Below are 17,215 nucleotides of genomic sequence, written 5' to 3'. Positions count from 1 at the left end.
GGCCTCCGCAGCCTGTGACTTCATCGTGCCCAGAGTTTAGGCAAGTCGACCGCGTGCGAGCACCCCCGTCGCGTGGGGAACGCCACCCCCGATTCGCGGACGAGCCTTCTGCAAGACCCAAGCGTCTCCAGTATGATCGGCGGCTCGGCTATCAGGCCGTCAGTGCACCTTCCCCGCCGTCACCCGATCCCGACATGCCCTCATCCTCGCCGGCACCGCACCACCATCCGCACTACTCGCGCGCCACGCTGTGGCTGCTCGCCACGATCGCGGGCGTGTCGGTCGCGAACATCTACTTCAACCAGCCGCTGCTCGAAGACTTCCGCGCGTCGTTTCCCGAGAGCGCGTGGCTGATCGGCGCGGTGCCGGCGGCGACGCAACTCGGCTACGCCCTTGGGATGTTCTTCCTGGCTCCGCTCGGCGACCGCTTCGACCGGCGCCTGCTGATCCTGCTGCAACTCGCGGCGCTCGCCATCGCGCTCGTCGGGGCGGCCGGCGCACCCACCCTCGCCGTGCTGATCGCGGCGAGCTTCACGATCGGCGTCGTCGCGACGATCGCGCAGCAGGCCGTGCCGTTTTCCGCCGAACTCGCGCCGGCCGCCGAACGCGGCCACGCCGTCGGCACGGTGATGAGCGGGCTTCTGCTCGGCATCCTGCTCGCGCGCACGGTGTCGGGGGTCGTCGCGCAGTATTTCGGCTGGCGGGCGGTGTTCGGGGCGTCCGTCGTGGCGACGATCCTGCTTGCCGTTGTCGTCATCACGCGCTTGCCGAAGAGCCGGCCGACCTCGACGCTGCCCTACGGCAAGCTGCTCGTATCGATGTGGCATCTCGTCGCCGAGCATCCGGGGCTGCGCGAGGCGTCACTCACGGGCGGCGCGATGTTCGCGGCGTTCAGCATCTTCTGGTCGGTGCTCACGCTGCTGCTCGCGGGCGAACCTTTCCACATGGGGCCGCAGGCGGCAGGATTGTTCGGGATCGTCGGCGCGGCGGGCGCGCTCGCGGCGCCGCTCGCGGGCAAAACGGCCGACAGGCGCGGACCGCGCGCGGTCATCTCGCTGTCGATCGCGTTGGTTGCGCTGTCGTTCGTGGTGTTTGCGTTCTCGGGACGGAGCATCGCGGGGCTCGTGATCGGCGTGATCGTGCTCGATGTCGGCGTGCAGGCCGCGCAGATCTCGAACCAGACGCGCATCTACGCGCTCGCACCCGAAGCGCGCAGCCGCGTGAACACCGTCTACATGGTCGCGTATTTCATCGGCGGGGCGGCGGGGTCGGCGGTGGCGTCGCTGGCGTGGCATGCGTTCGGATGGACGGGCGTATGTGTCGCGGGTCTGGCCGCAGTCGGGCTCGCTGCGTTGAGCCATCGGCGCGGGCGCGTGGGAGCGGAGTCGCAGCTAGGATGAACGTCAGCCCCGCTCTCTCGCGTAATCATGCAATGCATCAATCACGCGATCAAACTCAAGCGATTTATCGAAGAAATGCTGCACGCCGTATTGCAGACAGCGCTCGCGATACGCAGGCAGCGCGTGATTCGTCAGCACAGCGGCAAACGATGAATTCACGAGTCCTTTTTCCTGCAGATAAGCCAGCACCTCGACGCCTGACCCATGCTTGAGTTGCAGGTCGACGATCACCGCATCGAACGATTCCGACGCCAGCAGCGCAATGGCGTCATCGGGCGAATCGGCGAAAGCGGTTACGCGCAACTGGCCGGACGCATCGATCGCCTCAACCAGACTGCGCCGGATCAGCGGCGAGTCCTCGATCAAAAGCACCCGCAGCGGCCGCCTGGGCGCGCCGGAGCCTGCGTCGTCGATGATCGTCTGATTGCCCACGGCGGGCGCCTCCTGTTAGCCGATCCGTTGTCCCCGCTCCTCCAAGCAACGCGCCGTCGCCGCTACTCGATCAGGCCGTTCTTGATCGCGTAGTACGTAAGGTCGGCGTTGTTCGACAGCCGCATTTTCTCGAGCACCCGCGCCCGATACGTGCTGACCGTCTTCACCGACAGGTGCAGTTCCTCCGCGATTTCGGTCGGAATACGCCCGCCCGCGAGTTTGCAGAAGATCTGGAATTCGCGTTCCGAGAGCGCCTCGTGTGGACGCTCGGACGCGGGTTTCTCGAGTTTATCGGCGAGCGCATCGGCGATGAATTCCGACAGATACCGATGCCCGCGCGCCACCGTGCGGATCGCGCGCACGATCTCGCCGGGCGCCGCGTCCTTGTTCAGATAGCCGTTGGCGCCCGCGCGCAGGAGGTTGATCGCGTACTGGCTCTCCGGAAAGCCCGAGAGCATCAGCACGCCCTGCTCCGGCCGCAACTGCTTGATGACGCGCAACGTATCGATGCCGTTCTTGTCCGGCATCGCGATGTCGAGCAGGACGACGTCGAACGATCCGGCGCGCACGAGCGCGATCGTTTCGTCGCCGGTGGACGCTTCCCCTGCGACTTCCATGTCGGGTTCGTCGGCGACGAACTGCTTGAACCCGCTCCGGACGATCGCATGATCGTCCGCTATCAGCACTCGAATCATCGGCGGCATCCGCGCGGCACACGCATCCTGAAGCGCGAACGGCCCTCAGCCATTGCGGCCTTCGAGCAGGTCGGCCATGTCGTCGGCATGCTCTTCTTCGACCGCCAGGATGTCCTCGAACATACGGCGCGTCGTCACGTCCTTGTCGCCGAGGTAGCGAATGATCTCGCGATACGTATCGATGGCGATGCGCTCGGCGATCAGGTTCTCGCGGATCATGTCGATCAGGTTCGCGCCTTCCTTGTATTCGGAGTGCGAGCGCGACTTGAGGCTGTCCGGCGCGAAGTTCGGCTCGCCGCCCAACTGGACGATGCGCTCGGCGATCGTATCGGCGTGTTCCTGCTCCTCGGCCGCGTGTTCACCGAACTCGGTGGCGACCGCTTCCGAATGGATGCCCTTCGCCATGAAATAGTGGCGCTTGTAGCGCAGCACGCAGACGATTTCCGTCGCGAGCGAGTCGTTCAGCAGCTTCAGCACGACTTCGCGATCGGCGCCGTAGGTCGACGTAACCGCGCCTTCATCCATGTGCTGACGCGCTTCCGCGCGAATTTTTTCGACATCCAGGACAAACGCGTCCTTCGATTGGGCCGGTTCAGCCTTTGCTGCAGACGATTTCGACATTTAGATACTCCTCGAAAGGGATGTTGTGTGGCGGTGTTCAAGCAGCGCTTGTATTCGCGCTCAATCTTCGCCACTCAAGCACGCGGCGTGCCCGGACTCGCTCAGGTCCGAACGACGCCGAGCAGCAACGTGACCGCAAAAACCACGAGAAAAATATAGAACAGGATCTTGGCGATTTCTGCCGCGCCCGTCGCGATGCCTGTGAAGCCGAACACGGCGGCAATGATCGCGATAACGAAGAAAACGGCGGCGTAATGAAGCATGGCGACTCTCCCTATGCCTAAGGTCCGGACCGGCCACTGCCGGCCCTGTCCCGATGAATCCCGGCTCGCGAGTGCCGCTAATCCACGACTTTTTTCGTGATGACGAACCCGAGCACGAGGAACACCACGCACAGGATCAGGAACAGCACGAACAGGAACTTGGCGATGCTCGCGGCGCCCGCCGCGATGCCGGTAAAGCCCAGAAGGCCAGCGACCACGGCCACGATCGCGAAAAACAATGCCCACTTCAACATGATCGACCCCGCTTAAAGTTTGTCTGCCCAGTCCATGTTAGTAGGGCCCGAGGGGCAATACACTCGGGCAGGCGCCTTTTTTGCTGTGGGAATCGACTGACACGCGCTTTCAACCCGCCTGACGCCTTCTCTCCCGCGTCGGCAGCGGCTACCAAGCGAATTACTACAAACGACCGATCGACATGACCAAGGCAATGGCAGCCGCCTCCGCCCAGAGCGCGCCCAAAAAAAAGAGCGCAAACCCCGGCCGCGCGACGCGGTTGAACGACTTCATGCGCCGCTGGAGCTGGGCCGTCGCGATGACGGTCGCAATCGTCATTACGGTGGGCGGCCTCGTGATCCTGGAATCGGGGCGCATGCGCATCGCCGCTGAGTACGAAGTCGCGCTCGACGCGAAAGGCGCGACGACGCAACTGACCGCGCTCGCCGCCGACATCGCCACTCTTACCGCCGACGAGCGCGCCTATGTCCTCGCGCCGCCACCCGCGCGCGCGGCCTACGCGGAACATTTCCGGCAAGCGGCGACGCGCATCCGTCAGACGATCGCCTCGCTCGACGGCTACTACCACCGCAAGGCCGACGACACCGCGCTCGCGAGTTTCGCGCAGGTGAGCGGCGCGGTCGATACGCAGATCGCCGCCGGCATAGCGACGCTCTCCGGCCCGGCGGACACGATCGATCAGGCTCGCGCGCTTGCCTTGAAGCCCCCGGAAGGCGGCGACATCCTCGATACGACGCTCGCCCTCCTGCGCCTGAACGAAGAGCGCCGCGCGCAGCACGCGCTCGATTCGAGCCGCGCCGATCAGCGCATCTCGACCTTCTGCGTCGGCGCGCTGTGTGCGCTGAACATCGTGCTGTTCCTGCTGTTGTTTCGCAATCTCGGCATCCAGCTCGACAAGCAGGATCGCGTGCAGAAGAAGCTCATCACGCAGCAGGAAGAACTCGATCAGCTCGTCTTCGAGCGCACGCGTCAGCTCGAAGCGCTCGCGTGGCATTTGCAATCGGTGAGCGAAAACGAGAAGACCGAACTGGCGCGCGAACTGCACGATGAACTCGGCTCGATTCTTACTGCGAGCAAGATGGACGTTGCGTGGGTCAACAACAAACTGCGGCAAAGCGAACCGGCGATGGTCGAGAAGCTCTCGCGCGCGCTCGCGAACCTCGATCAGGGCATTGCGCTCAAGCGGCGCATCATCGAGGACATGCGCCCGACCGTGCTCGCCAACTTCGGGCTCGTCACTGCGCTGCGCACCCTCGCCGATGAAGCCGCGCAGCGCAACGGCTGGACGCTCGAACTCGCGCTGCCGGAGAACGACGTGAAGCTCGGCGGCGACATTGAGATCGCGCTCTTTCGCGTGGCGCAGGAATCGCTGACGAACGCGGCGAAGTACGCGCGGGCGACGAGCATCGCGATCAATCTGACGCTCGACGACGAACGCGTGTCGCTCAGCATCGCGGATGACGGCGTCGGCATTCGCCCGCAGGATTTGAAGCGCACGCACACGCATGGGCTGCTCGGCATGCGCCAGCGCGTCAGCGCGCGCGGCGGGCGCATCGAGATCGAACCGCGCGAGCCGCACGGCACGAGCATCCGCGCGACGATGCCGCGCGAGCGCAGCACCGATGCGAGCGCCGTGATCCTGCCTGTCGCCTAGGCGTCCATCACGTAGGACGATGCCGACATGAATAGCGGAAGCGGCCGACAAGAAAAACGCGGACGCGCCTACAGCCTGAGCACGATGGTTTTTTTATGATGGTCTCGACCGGTAGTCGATCCGGGCTGATCCAACACGATGCGCGACCCGATTCCAATTACGCATCCAACTTCAAAGGGGAATACTCATGACTCGACTCATCGCTTTGCTGCTGATCGCTGGCACCGCTGCGCTCGCGGGCTGCAACACGGTCTCCGGCGCGGGCCAGGACATCTCGAAGGGCGGTAAAGCCATCACGAATTCGGCCGAGCAAAACAAGTAAAAACCCAGTCGGACCCGGCTGATGTCTTGATGCCGTGAGTTTCCTGTCAGCCCGTCGCTTTTAGCGGCGGGTTTTTTTTGCGTCCCGCTGTTTCGTGCATGTGAAATCGGCGAACTTCGCTTTTGGCAAAGTCCGCCGATTTTCTTTTGGCTAGTGCCTGATGCTTAGTGCTTATCGGGCAATTCGATCGCCGGGGTCTGCATATTACCGCCCTGCAAATGCTCGCTCTCTTTTTCAAGCGAGTTGATGCGCTTGGGGTTATACGGAACTTGCAGCCCAAGCGAAGCTCGGACTCCATCCCCAGGCGCCGGCGTTAAACAAGTCCTCTGCGCCGGTAATCAAACCAAAACGACAATCCAACGCTAAGCAAGATAATGACTGTCGCTATGACGGTCCACCGCGTAATGACTTCGCCGAGCAACAGCGCACCAAGTGCCACTGCCACGATTGGATTTACATACATGCAACTGCTGGCGATGATCGGACTGGTATGTCGAATGAGATACCCATAGGCGACATAAGCCGCCATCGTCCCGATCAGCATCAAATAAAGAAACGAAGCCGCCGGCACCAATCCGATACTTATGATCCGCTCGCCGGAAAACCACGCGACCATCGTCGAAATGGAGCCACCGAGTCCGATCTGCAGGGCGGTCGAAACGAAGAGATCCGACGGCAACTTGAGCCGACCGGCGAGATGCGCGCCGCCGGCCCAAAAAATCGCGCCGCAGAGAATCGCGAGCGATCCAGCCGTCGACCCCGCCGACGTATCGCCGTGATTGAGGAGCGCGATACCGACGAGTCCCAGCCCAACCGCGACCCACTCCCCCTTCGCGATACTGCGCCCGGTGAACGCCGCGATGATCGTCGCAAATAGCGGAACCGTCGCGACCATGACGGCGGCCGTGCCGGTCTCGACCGTGCGCATGCCAAAAGCGAGCATCCCGCTCGACAGCCCGACGAGCAGCGTCCCGACAATCGCCGCATTGCGGATCTCAGCGCCCGAAGGCCAGATCGGCTTCTTGCGTGCCGCGAAAATAAAGAGGCCGATGCCGGCAAAAAGGTTACGCAACCCCGACAGCATCAACGGCGGAAAAGACTCGAGGGACAGATGCACCGCCATATACGTCGAGCCCCAGACGATATAGACGACAGCGAGCGCAAGCGCGACGCGTCCCTTCTGAGTCTGCGGGAGTCGAAACGCAAACCGGTCGGGGAAATTGAGCGGCAGGCTGGGCGGAAACTTCGGCGACGGGAGAGCAGACATTCAACGCTCCGCAGCAGCCGGAAATACAGAAGCGTTGCAACGACGGCAACGCACGAGGAAACGCGCATGCCGCAAAGGCGTCGCGGCAAGACGGGCAAGGCAGGACAACATGACGGAGCGCAGAACACAGAAGGGAGTTCGGCCGGAAAACCGGGCCGCCGCGCGGACGGGAAAGTACTGAAATCGCGGCGTCCGACATTATGCAGTAAGCGCTGTACGCACGCCGCCGGAGTGTCACAAAAGGTTGCCAAGACGCCACGGTGCGGTGTAACGTAGCGGCTGCTAACGCGGGGGTCCTGCGTCGTGCATCGCAATCCACAAAACGGATTGCCCGCGCGGCGTGGGTGAGAAATACCCTTTGAACCTGATCTGGATAATGCCAGCGCAGGGAAGCGTTCGGGTTTCACCGCGCCGGGGTCCTCTCACTCACGCAAGCCAGAAACCCGCAACTCCTTCCGTCTCGTTCCTCCCTGTTTAGCTCCTGAATCAGTCGCCGCCGGACGTTGTCGCGTCCGTCGGCTGGCTGGATAAAACCGTCCCCAGGAGAGACAGCACATGAATGCCAACCCGAAGTTCCTGTCCGCCGATGCCGTCGTCGATGCGGCGGCCGTCGCCCCGTTGCCGAATTCGCGCAAGGTCTACGTGACCGGCTCGCAACCCGACATCCGCGTGCCGATGCGCGAAATCACCCAGTCCGACACGCCCGACAGTTTCGGCGGCGAGAAAAATCCGCCGGTCTACGTCTACGACACCTCGGGCCCGTACACCGATCCCGACGCGACCATCGACATCCGTTCGGGCCTCCCGGCACTCCGCGCCCGCTGGATCGAAGCGCGCGGCGACACGGAGAGCCTGACGGGCCTCTCGAGCGATTTCGGGCGCGAGCGCGCCGCCGATCCCGCCACCGTCGAGTTGCGCTTTCCCGGCCTGCATCGCACGCCACGCCGCGCGGTCGCGGGCAAGAACGTCTCGCAGATGCACTACGCGCGCCAGGGCATCGTCACGCCGGAGATGGAATACATCGCGATCCGCGAGAACCAGCGCCGCGCCGAGTATCTCGAAAGTCTGAAGACGAGCGGCCCGAACGGCGAAAAGCTCGCGAAGATGATGGGCCGCCAGCATCCGGGCCAGGCGTTCGGCGCGACCGCGTTCGGTCCCGACGCATTGCAAGCGATCACGCCCGAATTCGTGCGCGAGGAAGTGGCGCGCGGCCGCGCGATCATCCCGGCGAACATCAATCACCCGGAATCGGAGCCGATGATCATCGGCCGCAACTTCCTCGTGAAGATCAACGCGAACATCGGCAATTCGGCAGTGACGTCCTCCATCGGCGAGGAAGTCGACAAGATGACCTGGGCGATCCGCTGGGGCGGCGACACGGTCATGGACCTCTCGACCGGCAAGCATATTCACGAGACACGTGAGTGGATCATCCGCAATTCGCCGGTGCCGATCGGCACGGTGCCGATCTATCAGGCGCTCGAAAAAGTCAACGGCAAGGCCGAGGACCTGACCTGGGAAATCTTCCGCGACACGCTGATCGAACAGGCGGAACAAGGCGTCGATTACTTCACGATCCACGCCGGTGTGCGTCTGCAATACGTGCCGCTGACGGCGAACCGCATGACGGGCATCGTCTCGCGCGGCGGCTCGATCATGGCGAAGTGGTGTCTCGCGCATCACAAGGAAAGCTTCCTCTACGAGCATTTCGAGGACATCTGCGAAATCATGAAGGCGTATGACGTCAGCTTCTCGCTCGGCGACGGCCTGCGCCCCGGCTCGATCTACGACGCCAACGACGAAGCCCAGCTCGGCGAACTGAAGACGCTCGGCGAGCTCACGCAGATCGCGTGGAAGCACGACGTGCAGGTGATGATCGAAGGCCCCGGGCACGTGCCGATGCAGCTCATCAAGGAGAACATGGACCTGCAGCTCGAATGGTGCGACGAAGCGCCCTTCTACACGCTCGGGCCGCTCACGACCGACATCGCGCCCGGCTACGACCACATCACGTCGGGCATCGGCGCGGCGATGATCGGCTGGTTCGGCACGGCGATGCTCTGCTACGTGACGCCGAAGGAACATCTGGGCCTGCCGAACAAGGACGACGTCAAGACCGGCATCATCACGTACAAGCTCGCCGCGCACGCCGCCGATCTGGCGAAGGGCCATCCGGGCGCGCAGGTGCGGGACAACGCGCTGTCGAAGGCGCGCTTCGAGTTCCGCTGGGAGGACCAGTTCAACCTCGGCCTCGATCCGGACAAAGCGCGCGAATTCCACGACGAAACGCTGCCGAAGGATTCCGCAAAGGTCGCGCATTTCTGTTCGATGTGCGGTCCGCACTTCTGCTCGATGAAGATCACGCAGGACGTGCGCGACTACGCGGCCAAGCAAGGCGTCACCGATACGGAGGCGCTCAAGCAAGGCATGCAGACGAAGGCAATCGAGTTCGTGAAGAGGGGCGCGGAGATTTATCAGCGGACTTGACGCTTCGGTTGGCCGCTGAAGAAATTTACAACGCAAGCTGACAAAACGGCCTGTCGCGCATCGCGCGCGACAGGCCGTTTCTTTTGGCGCGAACGCCCGTGCACAAAGCGCTCCACGCTTCATCCGCAATCTGGCACTTTTCCTGCTTCAACCATGATGAACCGGCAATAAACCTTCCGTCGCTGCAACGCTACTACAACGATCAGCCGCTCAAGCGGCGACCTCGGCCCGGCGCCCGATGGACACCCAAGCCGCTTCAGCCTGGCCGTACCCCTTCATCACGTAATGGAGAGTCAAAATGAAAAATATCAGACAGATCAGCGCCGCTGCACTCGTTGTCGCACTGCTCGGCGGCCTCAGTGCGTGCGACAGCATGACTACGCGGCAACGCGATACCGCGGTTGGCGCGGGCGTCGGCGGCGTGGCGGGGGCGGCGATAGGCGGCAGTGCGCTCTCGACGCTCGGTGGCGCGGCGGTCGGCGGGGTGATCGGAAACCAGGTCGGCAAGTAGGCCGTCGGGGTAATTCGGGGTAACAAAGCGGATCGCGCGGGGTCGCACGATCCGCGCTATCTTTAAAACACATCGACCAATCCGAACTCAGCCGCGAGCCGCCACGCTTTTCCTCAAGCCGCCGACGTTGCGCCGAGCTCTTTTCGCCGACCGTTCGATGCCTCGCACGAACACAGCACGATAGAAGGCAGTTGCACGAAAGGAGCAGCATCATGAATCCGAAACTCACGCTGACGGCTCTCGGGGGCGTCGCGCTGCTGAGCGGATGTTATTACGTCGGCTATCCGGCCTATCCTGCTTATCCGTCTTATCCGGTAGTCGGCGCGGCTTATACGCAGCGGGAATTCGCCGTCGGCACGCAGGAAGCTTCATCGGCCGTGGTCTCGTCTTACACGACGACGCCCGTCGCCGCGCAGTATCCGGTCGCGCAACCGCCCGTGACCTACGCAACATATCCGGCTTATTACCCTGCGTATCCCTACCCTGCTTATCCGGCTTACCCGTATGCGGCGTACCCCGGGTATTACGGATACGGCTATCCGTCGATCTCGGTCGGGTTCGGATACTGGGGCGGCGGTGGCTGCTGCTGGGGTGGACACGGATGGCACGGCGGTGGCGGAGGCTGGCACGGCGGTGGGGGCGGCAACTGGCACGGCGGCGGTTCGGGACACAGCCATTAGCGTCGTGACCTTTACAAAAATTTGGCGTTTTACTGTCAGCGTTTCGTTTCTGTAACGTTTTTTAGCTAATGTGCGAAAAGCGCGGACGGTCACACTCGATGTGGCCGCCGCCCTATCCTTTTCCGACAAGGCTCTGCCATTTTCCGCCTGCGTTCAGGCACGATTTTCGCTATATGTTCTTCCTCATAATGCCGATAAGGCGACGGGCCATTTCCCGAGCGCCAAAGCGGCACCAACCAGCCTGAGGGGACGGAGATGATGGCCTTTGCGTTTTTCCTGCTGTGGATGATTGCTTCCCTTGGCTTGCTGACGGTCTGGGTATTTCGTAGCGCGCCTGCCACCGAGCGCGATACGGCTGAGACGGCCAAGACCTGATTTATCGGCGTTGAAACAAAGCGCCCCGACGTATCCGCCGCTTATGAAATGTATGGTCGCCCTGTTGTCTGCAACCTCGGCCTGTGACATAAAAGGGCTTGCGCAAATGTATTCGGGCTCGAATTGGGAGCGGATCAGAACGCCCGGCCCTCGATGAAAAGCTGCACAAAACTGTCCTCAAAAGCCCTCGTCCTAAAGGGGACTGAATTTCATGTCAGGTCTTAAGTTGAGCCGTGTGCCGTTTGTCTTCATCTCAGGTCAGTGGTCGCAAACGCAGGCGGGAAAGTTGTTCAAACGATAGGCGGTTGCGCCCGGTACTCATGACCCTTGGCCAGAATCGCCCAACCGATCCTGGCCACTTTGTTGCCTGTGCGCAGGCGACAACGTTGCTGTGACGGCGTCGCAGCAGCGCTTGTAGCCCGTGACCGAGCGCATCCGTTCGCCGCTCGGCGTACCGCTGGAATGCCGGGAACGCGTCGCTGCGCAACCACTTATCCGCCGAACACATAGCCGATGCCAGCGCGAACAATAGTACTGTTGCCTCCTGACGTCGATACGCCGGCGTTGAGGTTCAAGTTCCCCTTTTCGTTCCAACGCGACACGCCGATTCCAAGCGCCGCCTGTCCCCGATACGCGGCAATACCGGCGTTGAGCGCGGTGCGGCCGGGCAGATAAGGCGTGACCACATTGAGCGCCGACGCCGCCGCGATACCCTTGCGCGTGTCGCGGTCGAGGTCGCGAATTTGCTGCTGCGCGTTGTTGAAGCGCTGATCGGTGTAACTGGCCGCCTGGGCCACCGAGTTGGTCGACACGCGGTTCAACTGGTCGAGGTTCACCGCATCGGTGCCCGCCGTGCCGGCCGCGACGCTGGTGATCTGCCGCTGTCCGCCTTCCGATCCGACCGACACGCTGTTCGCCCGATTCGCGACCGACCCTGCGCCCAGTGCCACCGAGTTGTCGGCGCTCGCAGTCGCGCCCGCGCCAAACGCCACCGCGTTCTCACCGCTTGCGAGCGCGCTTGCGCCGGCAGCGACCGTATGCGTGCCAGTCGACACCGCCGCATCCCTTGACGCATTACCGTCGGCGCTGAAGAACGCCGTGCTCACGGCGGTTGTGTTCGTGACCTTGCTGATCGCGTTGCTCAACTGCCCGACAGCATTGTTCAACTGTCCAACGTTGACGGCGTCGTTGACAAGCACCCCGCTCGCGACGTTGTGCAGCGTCGAGCCACCCTCGATGCCATTGCCGAGCGTCACGCTCGCGTAGTCGGTCGCGCCGCTAGTGGTTTTGTCGTAGATCAACGTCGCCGTGGCGTTGCCCATGCTGTCGATGAGGCCTGTGCTCTTCAACTGTGCGACATTGACTGCGTCGGTATCGGCCGTACCCGCTTTGACGTTCGTGATCTGGCGCTCTTGTCCCTTCGACCCGACCGACACAGAATTTGCGCGATCCGCCAAGGAGTTGGTTCCGAGTGCGACGGAGTTTCTACCGCTTGCGCGCGCTTCGCCGCCGATAGCGAGTGCATCCGAGCCCAACGCCTGGGCGGCGCCGAGCGTTGAAGTCGTCGAGAGATACTTGAATGCACCTACACTCTGAAGATCGTCGACTATCTTCACGGTCTGGTACAACTGATCGCCGTTTACCGCATCGGTGCTGCCCTCCTTCACGCGACCCGCTGCGACGTTGCGCAGCGCCACGGGAGCCGGCGCCGAGGCGCCGCCGAGTGTGATACTGCCTGAATTTGGACTTCCGTCGGGCAAAGTGTCGTAGACGACAGCCGACAGCGCTGTACCGCCAGCGCCGATCAAACCGTTGCTCTTCAATTGGGATACGTTGACAGCATCTGTATCGGCGACGCCCGACTTCACATTCGAGATGATCGTGCCTTTCGATCCACCGAGCGAAATTCGATCGTTGCTGAGCGTATCGTAGGCGACCACTGCATTCGTCGGGTCGCCGTTCGAATCGAGCGTCAGGCCGGCATTCTTCAGCTGTCGAATGTTGACTGCATCGGTATCTGCCTTGCCTTGCGCGACTTTCGACAGAATGGTCCCAGCGGTACCGCCAAACGTGATTTGATTCTTTTGGGCGTCGACGTAGGAAACCAGCGCGTTGACCGCGTTGCCGCTTGCATCGAGCGTCAAACCGGCGTCCTTCAACTGTCGGACGTTGACCGCGTCACTATCAGCCCTGCCCTTGGCAACATTCGAGAGTAACGTGCCTTTCGCGTCGCCGCGCAAAGTCATTCGCTCTTTATTGATGTCGTCATAGGTGACGAGTGTGTTCGCGGCGTTACCGCTTGAGTCAATGGTGATCCCCGCTTCCCTGAGCTGACTCACATTGACAGCCTCCATGTCCCGGCGGCCTTTTGCCAGATTCGCCAGGCGGGTACCCTGAATCCCGCCATGAAGCGTTATCGTGTGCCGGGTTTCGTCATCGTAAGCGACGAAGGAGTTCATCGTATTGCCGCGAGAATCGACCGCGATCCCCGCAGCCTTCAACTGACCGATATTGACGGCGTCCATCTCCTTCGTGCCCGCCGCGACGTTCGACAAAACCGTTCCCTCTGCGCCGGCGAACGTAACCGCTCTCTGCACCGCGCTGTCGTATGCGACAAATGGGCCGGGCGCTTCAGCACGTGCATCGCCCAATATGCGACTCGACTCGGTGGCGAATATCTGACTCGCACTCCGATCAGCTGCGGCATTTTCCTCACGACGTAGCTCGCCGCCAGTTGTTCGACGCAATGCGACATCATCGAGCGGCCTCAACCGATCGTCTTTGCTATCAACGGCGTCGCCGCCGTTCGCGCGATACGAGTGAATGCTCACGGCGGGCGCAACCAGCCGATTGAGTGAGGTGGAAATCCCGTTCCTCACTGGCGTCCCGAGAGCAAAGGCCGTGCTCGCTTTTGGAGCGACCTCCTGAATAATCTCCATCTTTGGCAGCGTGTTCGAGTGGCCGCCCGCTCGGCTCAAATCCCGTTCGTCAGAAAGCGGACGCTGCAATTGCGAAGAACGCGAGTCCAAAAAGGAAGCAATACGTTCGGATGCCGCCCAGGATGCCTGTAGCTCTTCCGCGTAGACCGCATTCGGCAAACCGAAGATAGTCAGTACCGCAAGCGCCGCTCCGCAAGACGACGCCCCACCCACGTCTTTACAGCTTCTGGCAAGAGCGAGTATCTCCGCGTCAGATCGGGAAACTGACAGTGGCGCCTGCAACGCGCTGGTCTGCTTTATCTTCGTCATTTTTCTTGGTTCTCTCGGTTTTTAGGAAACTTAGTGGGTCGTTGATTTTTGATAGCTATCCTAACCGTGATGAAGGCGCGCCTTCTATTGTCCAAACGGCCAAAACGCCACGGCTGTTTCGCGCCTGCTCGCAGCAGCATGTTTTTGCGACCTACCAACTAGCTAAATTTAGCTTGATAAGGATACTTCAAGCGGGTTGAGTTTTGAACCCAGAAAACTCTTAATGGGACAAAGGGGCATGCTTTGTGACCGACAACCAGCGGGTAACGCATGTCCGCCGATAGCCAAGATCGCCTGCATTGACGTTTGGAAAAAAATCCCGCACGCAGAACTCACAAGATAAAAAGCCGTTCCGATAACCCGGAACGGCTTCTGTCAAATTTCGTGCAACTGTCAATCAACGGCCTAAAAGCCGCCTTACACCCTTCACCCCTTCGCCACCTCGTCCATCTCATCGAAAATCTTTTGCGCCAGATGAAACGCGGAATTTGCCGCCGGCACGCCACAGTAAATCGCTGTCTGCATCAGCACTTCCTTCATCTCGTCGCGCGAGACGCCGTTGTTCTTCGCCGCCCGCAGATGCAGCGCCAGTTCCTCGCTGCGATTCAACGCGACCATCATCGCGATCGTCAGAAGACTGCGCGTATGACGCGGCAAACCCGGCCGCGTCCAGATCTCGCCCCACGCATAGCGCGTGATCAGGTTCTGGAACTCCGTCGTGAGGTCCGTGCGGTTCGCAAGCGACCGGTCCACGTGGGCATCGCCCAGCACCGCGCGGCGCACTTCCAGTCCGGCGTCGTAACGTTCGTCTTCGGTCATGCGTGTTCTCCCAGGAATTGCAGCACGGTGCGGGTGTAATCCGACGACTTCTCGATGTTCGACAAATGCGCTGCGTCGAGCTCCACGTAGCGCGACCCTTCTATGTAGCCAGCCAGTTCGCGGCCCTGCTCCGCCGTCGTCGACAGATCGTGCGTGCCGGCGATCACCAGCACCGGCGCCTTGATCGTCTTCGCTTCGCCGCGCAGGTCGGCGTCGCGGATCGCTTCGCAGTTCGACGCGTAGCCGTCGCCCGAGGTGTGGCGGAACACGTCGCGGATCGGCGCAAGCACGAGCGGCTGGCTCTCAATGAAGCCCGCCGTGAACCAGCGCGGGATGACGGCGTCGGTCAGCGAGACCATGCCGTGGACCTCGCGCGCCTTTGCGGCACGCGGCGTCCAGACGGCGTCCGAGCCGATCAGCGCCGCCGTGTTCGACAGCACCACGCGCTCGAAGCGCTCCGGATGGCGCGCGGCCAGCCCGACGCCGGTCAGCCCGCCCATCGACAGCCCGCAATAGTGCGCGCGCTTGATCTTCAGGACGTCCATCAGGCCGATCACGTCGCCGATCAACTGGTCGATCGTGTACGGGCCCTGCGGCGCGTCGGAGTGGCCGTGGCCGCGCGTGTCATAGCGCAGCACGCGATATTTTTTTGCAAACGCCTCGACTTGCGGCGACCACATCGACATGTCGCTGCCGAGCGAGTTGGACAGCACGAGCCACGGGGCGTCGTCGCCCGCGTCGGCGTCGATGCGATAGTAAATATGGATACCGTTGACGGCGGCGAGAGGCATGGGCGTTTTGCTCCTGATTGGGTTGTCGCGAGGATCACGCGTTCGCGTGATGAAGCTCGAGCGCGGCATCGATGAATGCCTGCGCGCAACCGGCGTAATTCACCGGATCGAGCAAGTGTTGCAACTGATCGGTTGAAAGATGCTGGGTGACGGTGGGCTCGGCTGAGAGCACGTCGAAGAGCGTCCGGCCGCTTGCCACGGCCTCCTTCGACGACTTCTCGACCAGCTTGTGGGCATCCAGCCGGCCGATCCGGTCGCCGAGCGCGAGCATCACGGCCTCGCCGAGCACGAGTCCGCGCGTCGCGTTGAGATTCGCGGCGAGCCGTTCGGTGTTCACTTCGAGGTCCGGCACGATCGACTTCATCTGCGCGAGCGCGCCTGCCGTCAGGCGCGCCAGGTCGGGCAGCGCTTCCCACTCGGCCTGCCAGCCGCCGAGCGCGCGCTCGTGCTCCTGCACCATGCCCGCGAAAATCGTCGCGACGAGGTTGGGCGCGCGCGTCGCGGCCGTGAGCACGGCCGCGCAGCCGACCGGGTTGCGCTTGTGCGGCATCGTCGAGGAGCCGCCTTTGCCCGCCGCGGCCGGTTCCGCGAGTTCGCCGACTTCAGTCTGCATCGACAGCGAGATGTCACGGGCGATCTTGCCGAGCGTGCCGGTCAGCATGCCGAGGCACGCTGCCGCTTCCGCGATGCGGTCGCGCTGCGTGTGCCACGGCAGCGCGGGAAGCGCCAGGCCGAGTTCGTCGGCGAGCGTCTGCGCGACCGGCTGCGCCTTGTCGCGCAGGCTCGCGAGCGTGCCCGCCGCGCCGCCGAACTGCAGCGCGAGCGCGCGCGAGCGCAGCGTTGAAAGACGCTCGCGATGGCGCGTCAGCGCGTCGAGCCATTGCGCGAACTTGAGGCCGAGCGTGACCGGCAGCGCCTGCTGCAACCACGTCCGGCCGATCATCGGCGTGACGCGATGCTTCCTCGCCTGGCCGGCGAGCGCGGCGCAGAGGTCGCGCAGATCGGCGTCGATCAGGTCGAGCGTCGCGCGCAATTGCAGAACCGCGCCCGTATCGATGATGTCCTGGCTCGTCGCGCCCCAATGCACGTATTTGGCGGCTTCGGGGTCGGCGGCCTTGACCACCGCCGTCAATTGCTTGACGAGCGGAATCGCAAGATTGCCGCCTTGCGCCGCGCCCGCCATCAGCGCTTGCGCGTCGATGGTGTCGGCGTTGCAGGCGGCTTCGATCGCGGCGACCGCCGCAGCCGGAATCACGCCGTGCGCGGCCGAGGCCCGCGCAAGCGCGGCCTCGACGTCGAGCATCGCCTGCACGGTGTGACGCGGCGACCAGACGGCGTTCGCCGCTTCGGTCCCGCAGATGAGATCGGTCAGGCGTCCGGTGGCGGCGAACATGG

16 protein-coding genes, 1 pseudogene and 1 riboswitch are annotated in these 17,215 nt (G+C 62.8%); of the genes and pseudogenes, 6 read left to right on the top strand and 11 right to left on the bottom strand.

Translation table 11 applies throughout. From position 1 onward, the window contains the following. Positions 1-194: 194 nt before the first annotated feature. Positions 195-1,400 (top strand): MFS transporter, encoded by a 1,206-nt coding sequence (locus AWB65_RS13320; RefSeq protein WP_087667608.1) that lies wholly within the window; start codon positions 195-197, stop codon positions 1,398-1,400. Positions 1,401-1,403: 3 nt separating this feature from the next. Here AWB65_RS13320 and AWB65_RS13315 read toward each other — a convergent pair whose 3' ends face one another. The 5 genes from AWB65_RS13315 to AWB65_RS13295 form a co-directional block, all read right to left on the bottom strand. After that, positions 1,404-1,832 carry a response regulator gene (locus tag AWB65_RS13315; protein ID WP_087667607.1) on the bottom strand — a complete coding sequence of 143 codons (429 nt, stop codon included), beginning with the start codon at positions 1,830-1,832 and terminating at the stop codon, positions 1,404-1,406. Positions 1,833-1,894: 62 nt separating this feature from the next. Then, positions 1,895-2,527 (bottom strand): response regulator, encoded by a 633-nt coding sequence (locus tag AWB65_RS13310; protein ID WP_087667693.1) that lies wholly within the window; start codon positions 2,525-2,527, stop codon positions 1,895-1,897. A gap of 45 nt (positions 2,528-2,572) precedes the next feature. Then, positions 2,573-3,148 (bottom strand): ferritin-like domain-containing protein, encoded by a 576-nt coding sequence (locus AWB65_RS13305; RefSeq protein WP_087667606.1) that lies wholly within the window; start codon positions 3,146-3,148, stop codon positions 2,573-2,575. Positions 3,149-3,249: 101 nt separating this feature from the next. Next, positions 3,250-3,411, bottom strand: a complete 162-nt coding sequence (locus tag AWB65_RS13300) for a DUF1328 domain-containing protein (protein ID WP_087667605.1) — start codon at positions 3,409-3,411, stop codon at positions 3,250-3,252. A gap of 77 nt (positions 3,412-3,488) precedes the next feature. Then, on the bottom strand, positions 3,489-3,665 hold the full coding sequence (locus AWB65_RS13295) for a DUF1328 domain-containing protein (RefSeq protein WP_087657130.1): 177 nt from the start codon (positions 3,663-3,665) through the stop codon (positions 3,489-3,491). 182 nt (positions 3,666-3,847) lie between these two features. Between AWB65_RS13295 and AWB65_RS13290 the strand changes: the two genes are divergently transcribed. Together AWB65_RS13290 and AWB65_RS13285 are read left to right on the top strand one after the other, a co-directional pair. Further along, positions 3,848-5,320 carry a sensor histidine kinase gene (locus tag AWB65_RS13290; protein ID WP_087667604.1) on the top strand — a complete coding sequence of 491 codons (1,473 nt, stop codon included), beginning with the start codon at positions 3,848-3,850 and terminating at the stop codon, positions 5,318-5,320. A 187-nt stretch (positions 5,321-5,507) separates the two neighbouring features. Then, positions 5,508-5,642: an entericidin A/B family lipoprotein gene (locus AWB65_RS13285; RefSeq protein ID WP_087657128.1), complete on the top strand. Its 135-nt coding sequence runs from the start codon at positions 5,508-5,510 to the stop codon at positions 5,640-5,642. 313 nt (positions 5,643-5,955) lie between these two features. Here AWB65_RS13285 and AWB65_RS13280 read toward each other — a convergent pair whose 3' ends face one another. Further along, positions 5,956-6,909 carry an EamA family transporter gene (locus tag AWB65_RS13280; RefSeq protein ID WP_087667603.1) on the bottom strand — a complete coding sequence of 318 codons (954 nt, stop codon included), beginning with the start codon at positions 6,907-6,909 and terminating at the stop codon, positions 5,956-5,958. A 279-nt stretch (positions 6,910-7,188) separates the two neighbouring features. Continuing rightward, positions 7,189-7,318: riboswitch (TPP riboswitch) on the top strand. A 146-nt stretch (positions 7,319-7,464) separates the two neighbouring features. Here AWB65_RS13280 and thiC point away from each other — a divergent pair. The 3 genes from thiC (at position 7,465) to AWB65_RS13265 (ending at position 10,587) form a co-directional block, all read left to right on the top strand. Further along, positions 7,465-9,396, top strand: a complete 1,932-nt coding sequence (gene thiC / locus AWB65_RS13275; RefSeq protein WP_087667602.1) for a phosphomethylpyrimidine synthase ThiC — start codon at positions 7,465-7,467, stop codon at positions 9,394-9,396. A 298-nt stretch (positions 9,397-9,694) separates the two neighbouring features. Continuing rightward, on the top strand, positions 9,695-9,907 hold the full coding sequence (locus tag AWB65_RS13270; RefSeq protein WP_087657122.1) for a YMGG-like glycine zipper-containing protein: 213 nt from the start codon (positions 9,695-9,697) through the stop codon (positions 9,905-9,907). Between the two features lie 212 nt (positions 9,908-10,119). Then, entirely contained in the window at positions 10,120-10,587 is a 468-nt protein-coding gene (locus AWB65_RS13265) for a hypothetical protein (protein WP_087667601.1), read from the top strand. 665 nt (positions 10,588-11,252) lie between these two features. On the opposite strand, the pseudogene AWB65_RS36915 reads toward AWB65_RS13265, so the two are convergent. The 5 genes and pseudogenes from AWB65_RS36915 to AWB65_RS13245 form a co-directional block, all read right to left on the bottom strand. Continuing rightward, positions 11,253-11,410: pseudogene (locus tag AWB65_RS36915) on the bottom strand (IS110 family transposase); the annotation flags it as partial. A 43-nt stretch (positions 11,411-11,453) separates the two neighbouring features. Continuing rightward, the gene (locus AWB65_RS13260; RefSeq protein ID WP_159907627.1) at positions 11,454-13,559 is read right to left on the bottom strand and encodes a YadA family autotransporter adhesin; all 2,106 of its coding nucleotides are present in this window, start codon (positions 13,557-13,559) and stop codon (positions 11,454-11,456) included. A 1,077-nt stretch (positions 13,560-14,636) separates the two neighbouring features. Then, a complete protein-coding gene (gene pcaC / locus AWB65_RS13255; protein WP_087667599.1) occupies positions 14,637-15,029 on the bottom strand; it encodes a 4-carboxymuconolactone decarboxylase in 393 nt (130 codons plus the stop codon). Next, entirely contained in the window at positions 15,026-15,820 is a 795-nt protein-coding gene (gene pcaD / locus AWB65_RS13250; RefSeq protein ID WP_087667598.1) for a 3-oxoadipate enol-lactonase, read from the bottom strand. The genes pcaC and pcaD overlap by 4 nt, the downstream gene beginning before the upstream one ends. A 34-nt stretch (positions 15,821-15,854) precedes the next feature. After that, positions 15,855-17,213 (bottom strand): 3-carboxy-cis,cis-muconate cycloisomerase, encoded by a 1,359-nt coding sequence (locus AWB65_RS13245; RefSeq protein ID WP_087667597.1) that lies wholly within the window; start codon positions 17,211-17,213, stop codon positions 15,855-15,857. Between the last annotated feature and the right edge of the window lie 2 nt (positions 17,214-17,215).

The organism is Caballeronia humi, from assembly GCF_001544475.1.
Classification (GTDB): domain Bacteria; phylum Pseudomonadota; class Gammaproteobacteria; order Burkholderiales; family Burkholderiaceae; genus Caballeronia; species Caballeronia humi.
Note: the sequence above shows the minus strand (reverse complement) of the source record. Positions and strands in the feature narration are given on the sequence as shown.

What these genes read in the sequence shown, in the direction of transcription:
- AWB65_RS13320 (WP_087667608.1), top strand. Translation starts at nt 195, where the DNA reads ATGCCCTCATCCTCGCCGGCACCGCACCACCATCCGCACTACTCGCGC.
- AWB65_RS13310 (WP_087667693.1), bottom strand. Translation starts at nt 2,527, where the DNA reads ATGATTCGAGTGCTGATAGCGGACGATCATGCGATCGTCCGGAGCGGG.
- AWB65_RS13305 (WP_087667606.1), bottom strand. Translation starts at nt 3,148, where the DNA reads ATGTCGAAATCGTCTGCAGCAAAGGCTGAACCGGCCCAATCGAAGGAC.
- AWB65_RS13300 (WP_087667605.1), bottom strand. Translation starts at nt 3,411, where the DNA reads ATGCTTCATTACGCCGCCGTTTTCTTCGTTATCGCGATCATTGCCGCC.
- AWB65_RS13295 (WP_087657130.1), bottom strand. Translation starts at nt 3,665, where the DNA reads ATGTTGAAGTGGGCATTGTTTTTCGCGATCGTGGCCGTGGTCGCTGGC.
- AWB65_RS13290 (WP_087667604.1), top strand. Translation starts at nt 3,848, where the DNA reads ATGACCAAGGCAATGGCAGCCGCCTCCGCCCAGAGCGCGCCCAAAAAA.
- AWB65_RS13285 (WP_087657128.1), top strand. Translation starts at nt 5,508, where the DNA reads ATGACTCGACTCATCGCTTTGCTGCTGATCGCTGGCACCGCTGCGCTC.
- AWB65_RS13280 (WP_087667603.1), bottom strand. Translation starts at nt 6,909, where the DNA reads ATGTCTGCTCTCCCGTCGCCGAAGTTTCCGCCCAGCCTGCCGCTCAAT.
- thiC (WP_087667602.1), top strand. Translation starts at nt 7,465, where the DNA reads ATGAATGCCAACCCGAAGTTCCTGTCCGCCGATGCCGTCGTCGATGCG.
- AWB65_RS13270 (WP_087657122.1), top strand. Translation starts at nt 9,695, where the DNA reads ATGAAAAATATCAGACAGATCAGCGCCGCTGCACTCGTTGTCGCACTG.
- AWB65_RS13265 (WP_087667601.1), top strand. Translation starts at nt 10,120, where the DNA reads ATGAATCCGAAACTCACGCTGACGGCTCTCGGGGGCGTCGCGCTGCTG.
- pcaC (WP_087667599.1), bottom strand. Translation starts at nt 15,029, where the DNA reads ATGACCGAAGACGAACGTTACGACGCCGGACTGGAAGTGCGCCGCGCG.
- pcaD (WP_087667598.1), bottom strand. Translation starts at nt 15,820, where the DNA reads ATGCCTCTCGCCGCCGTCAACGGTATCCATATTTACTATCGCATCGAC.
- AWB65_RS13245 (WP_087667597.1), bottom strand. Translation starts at nt 17,213, where the DNA reads ATGTTCGCCGCCACCGGACGCCTGACCGATCTCATCTGCGGGACCGAA.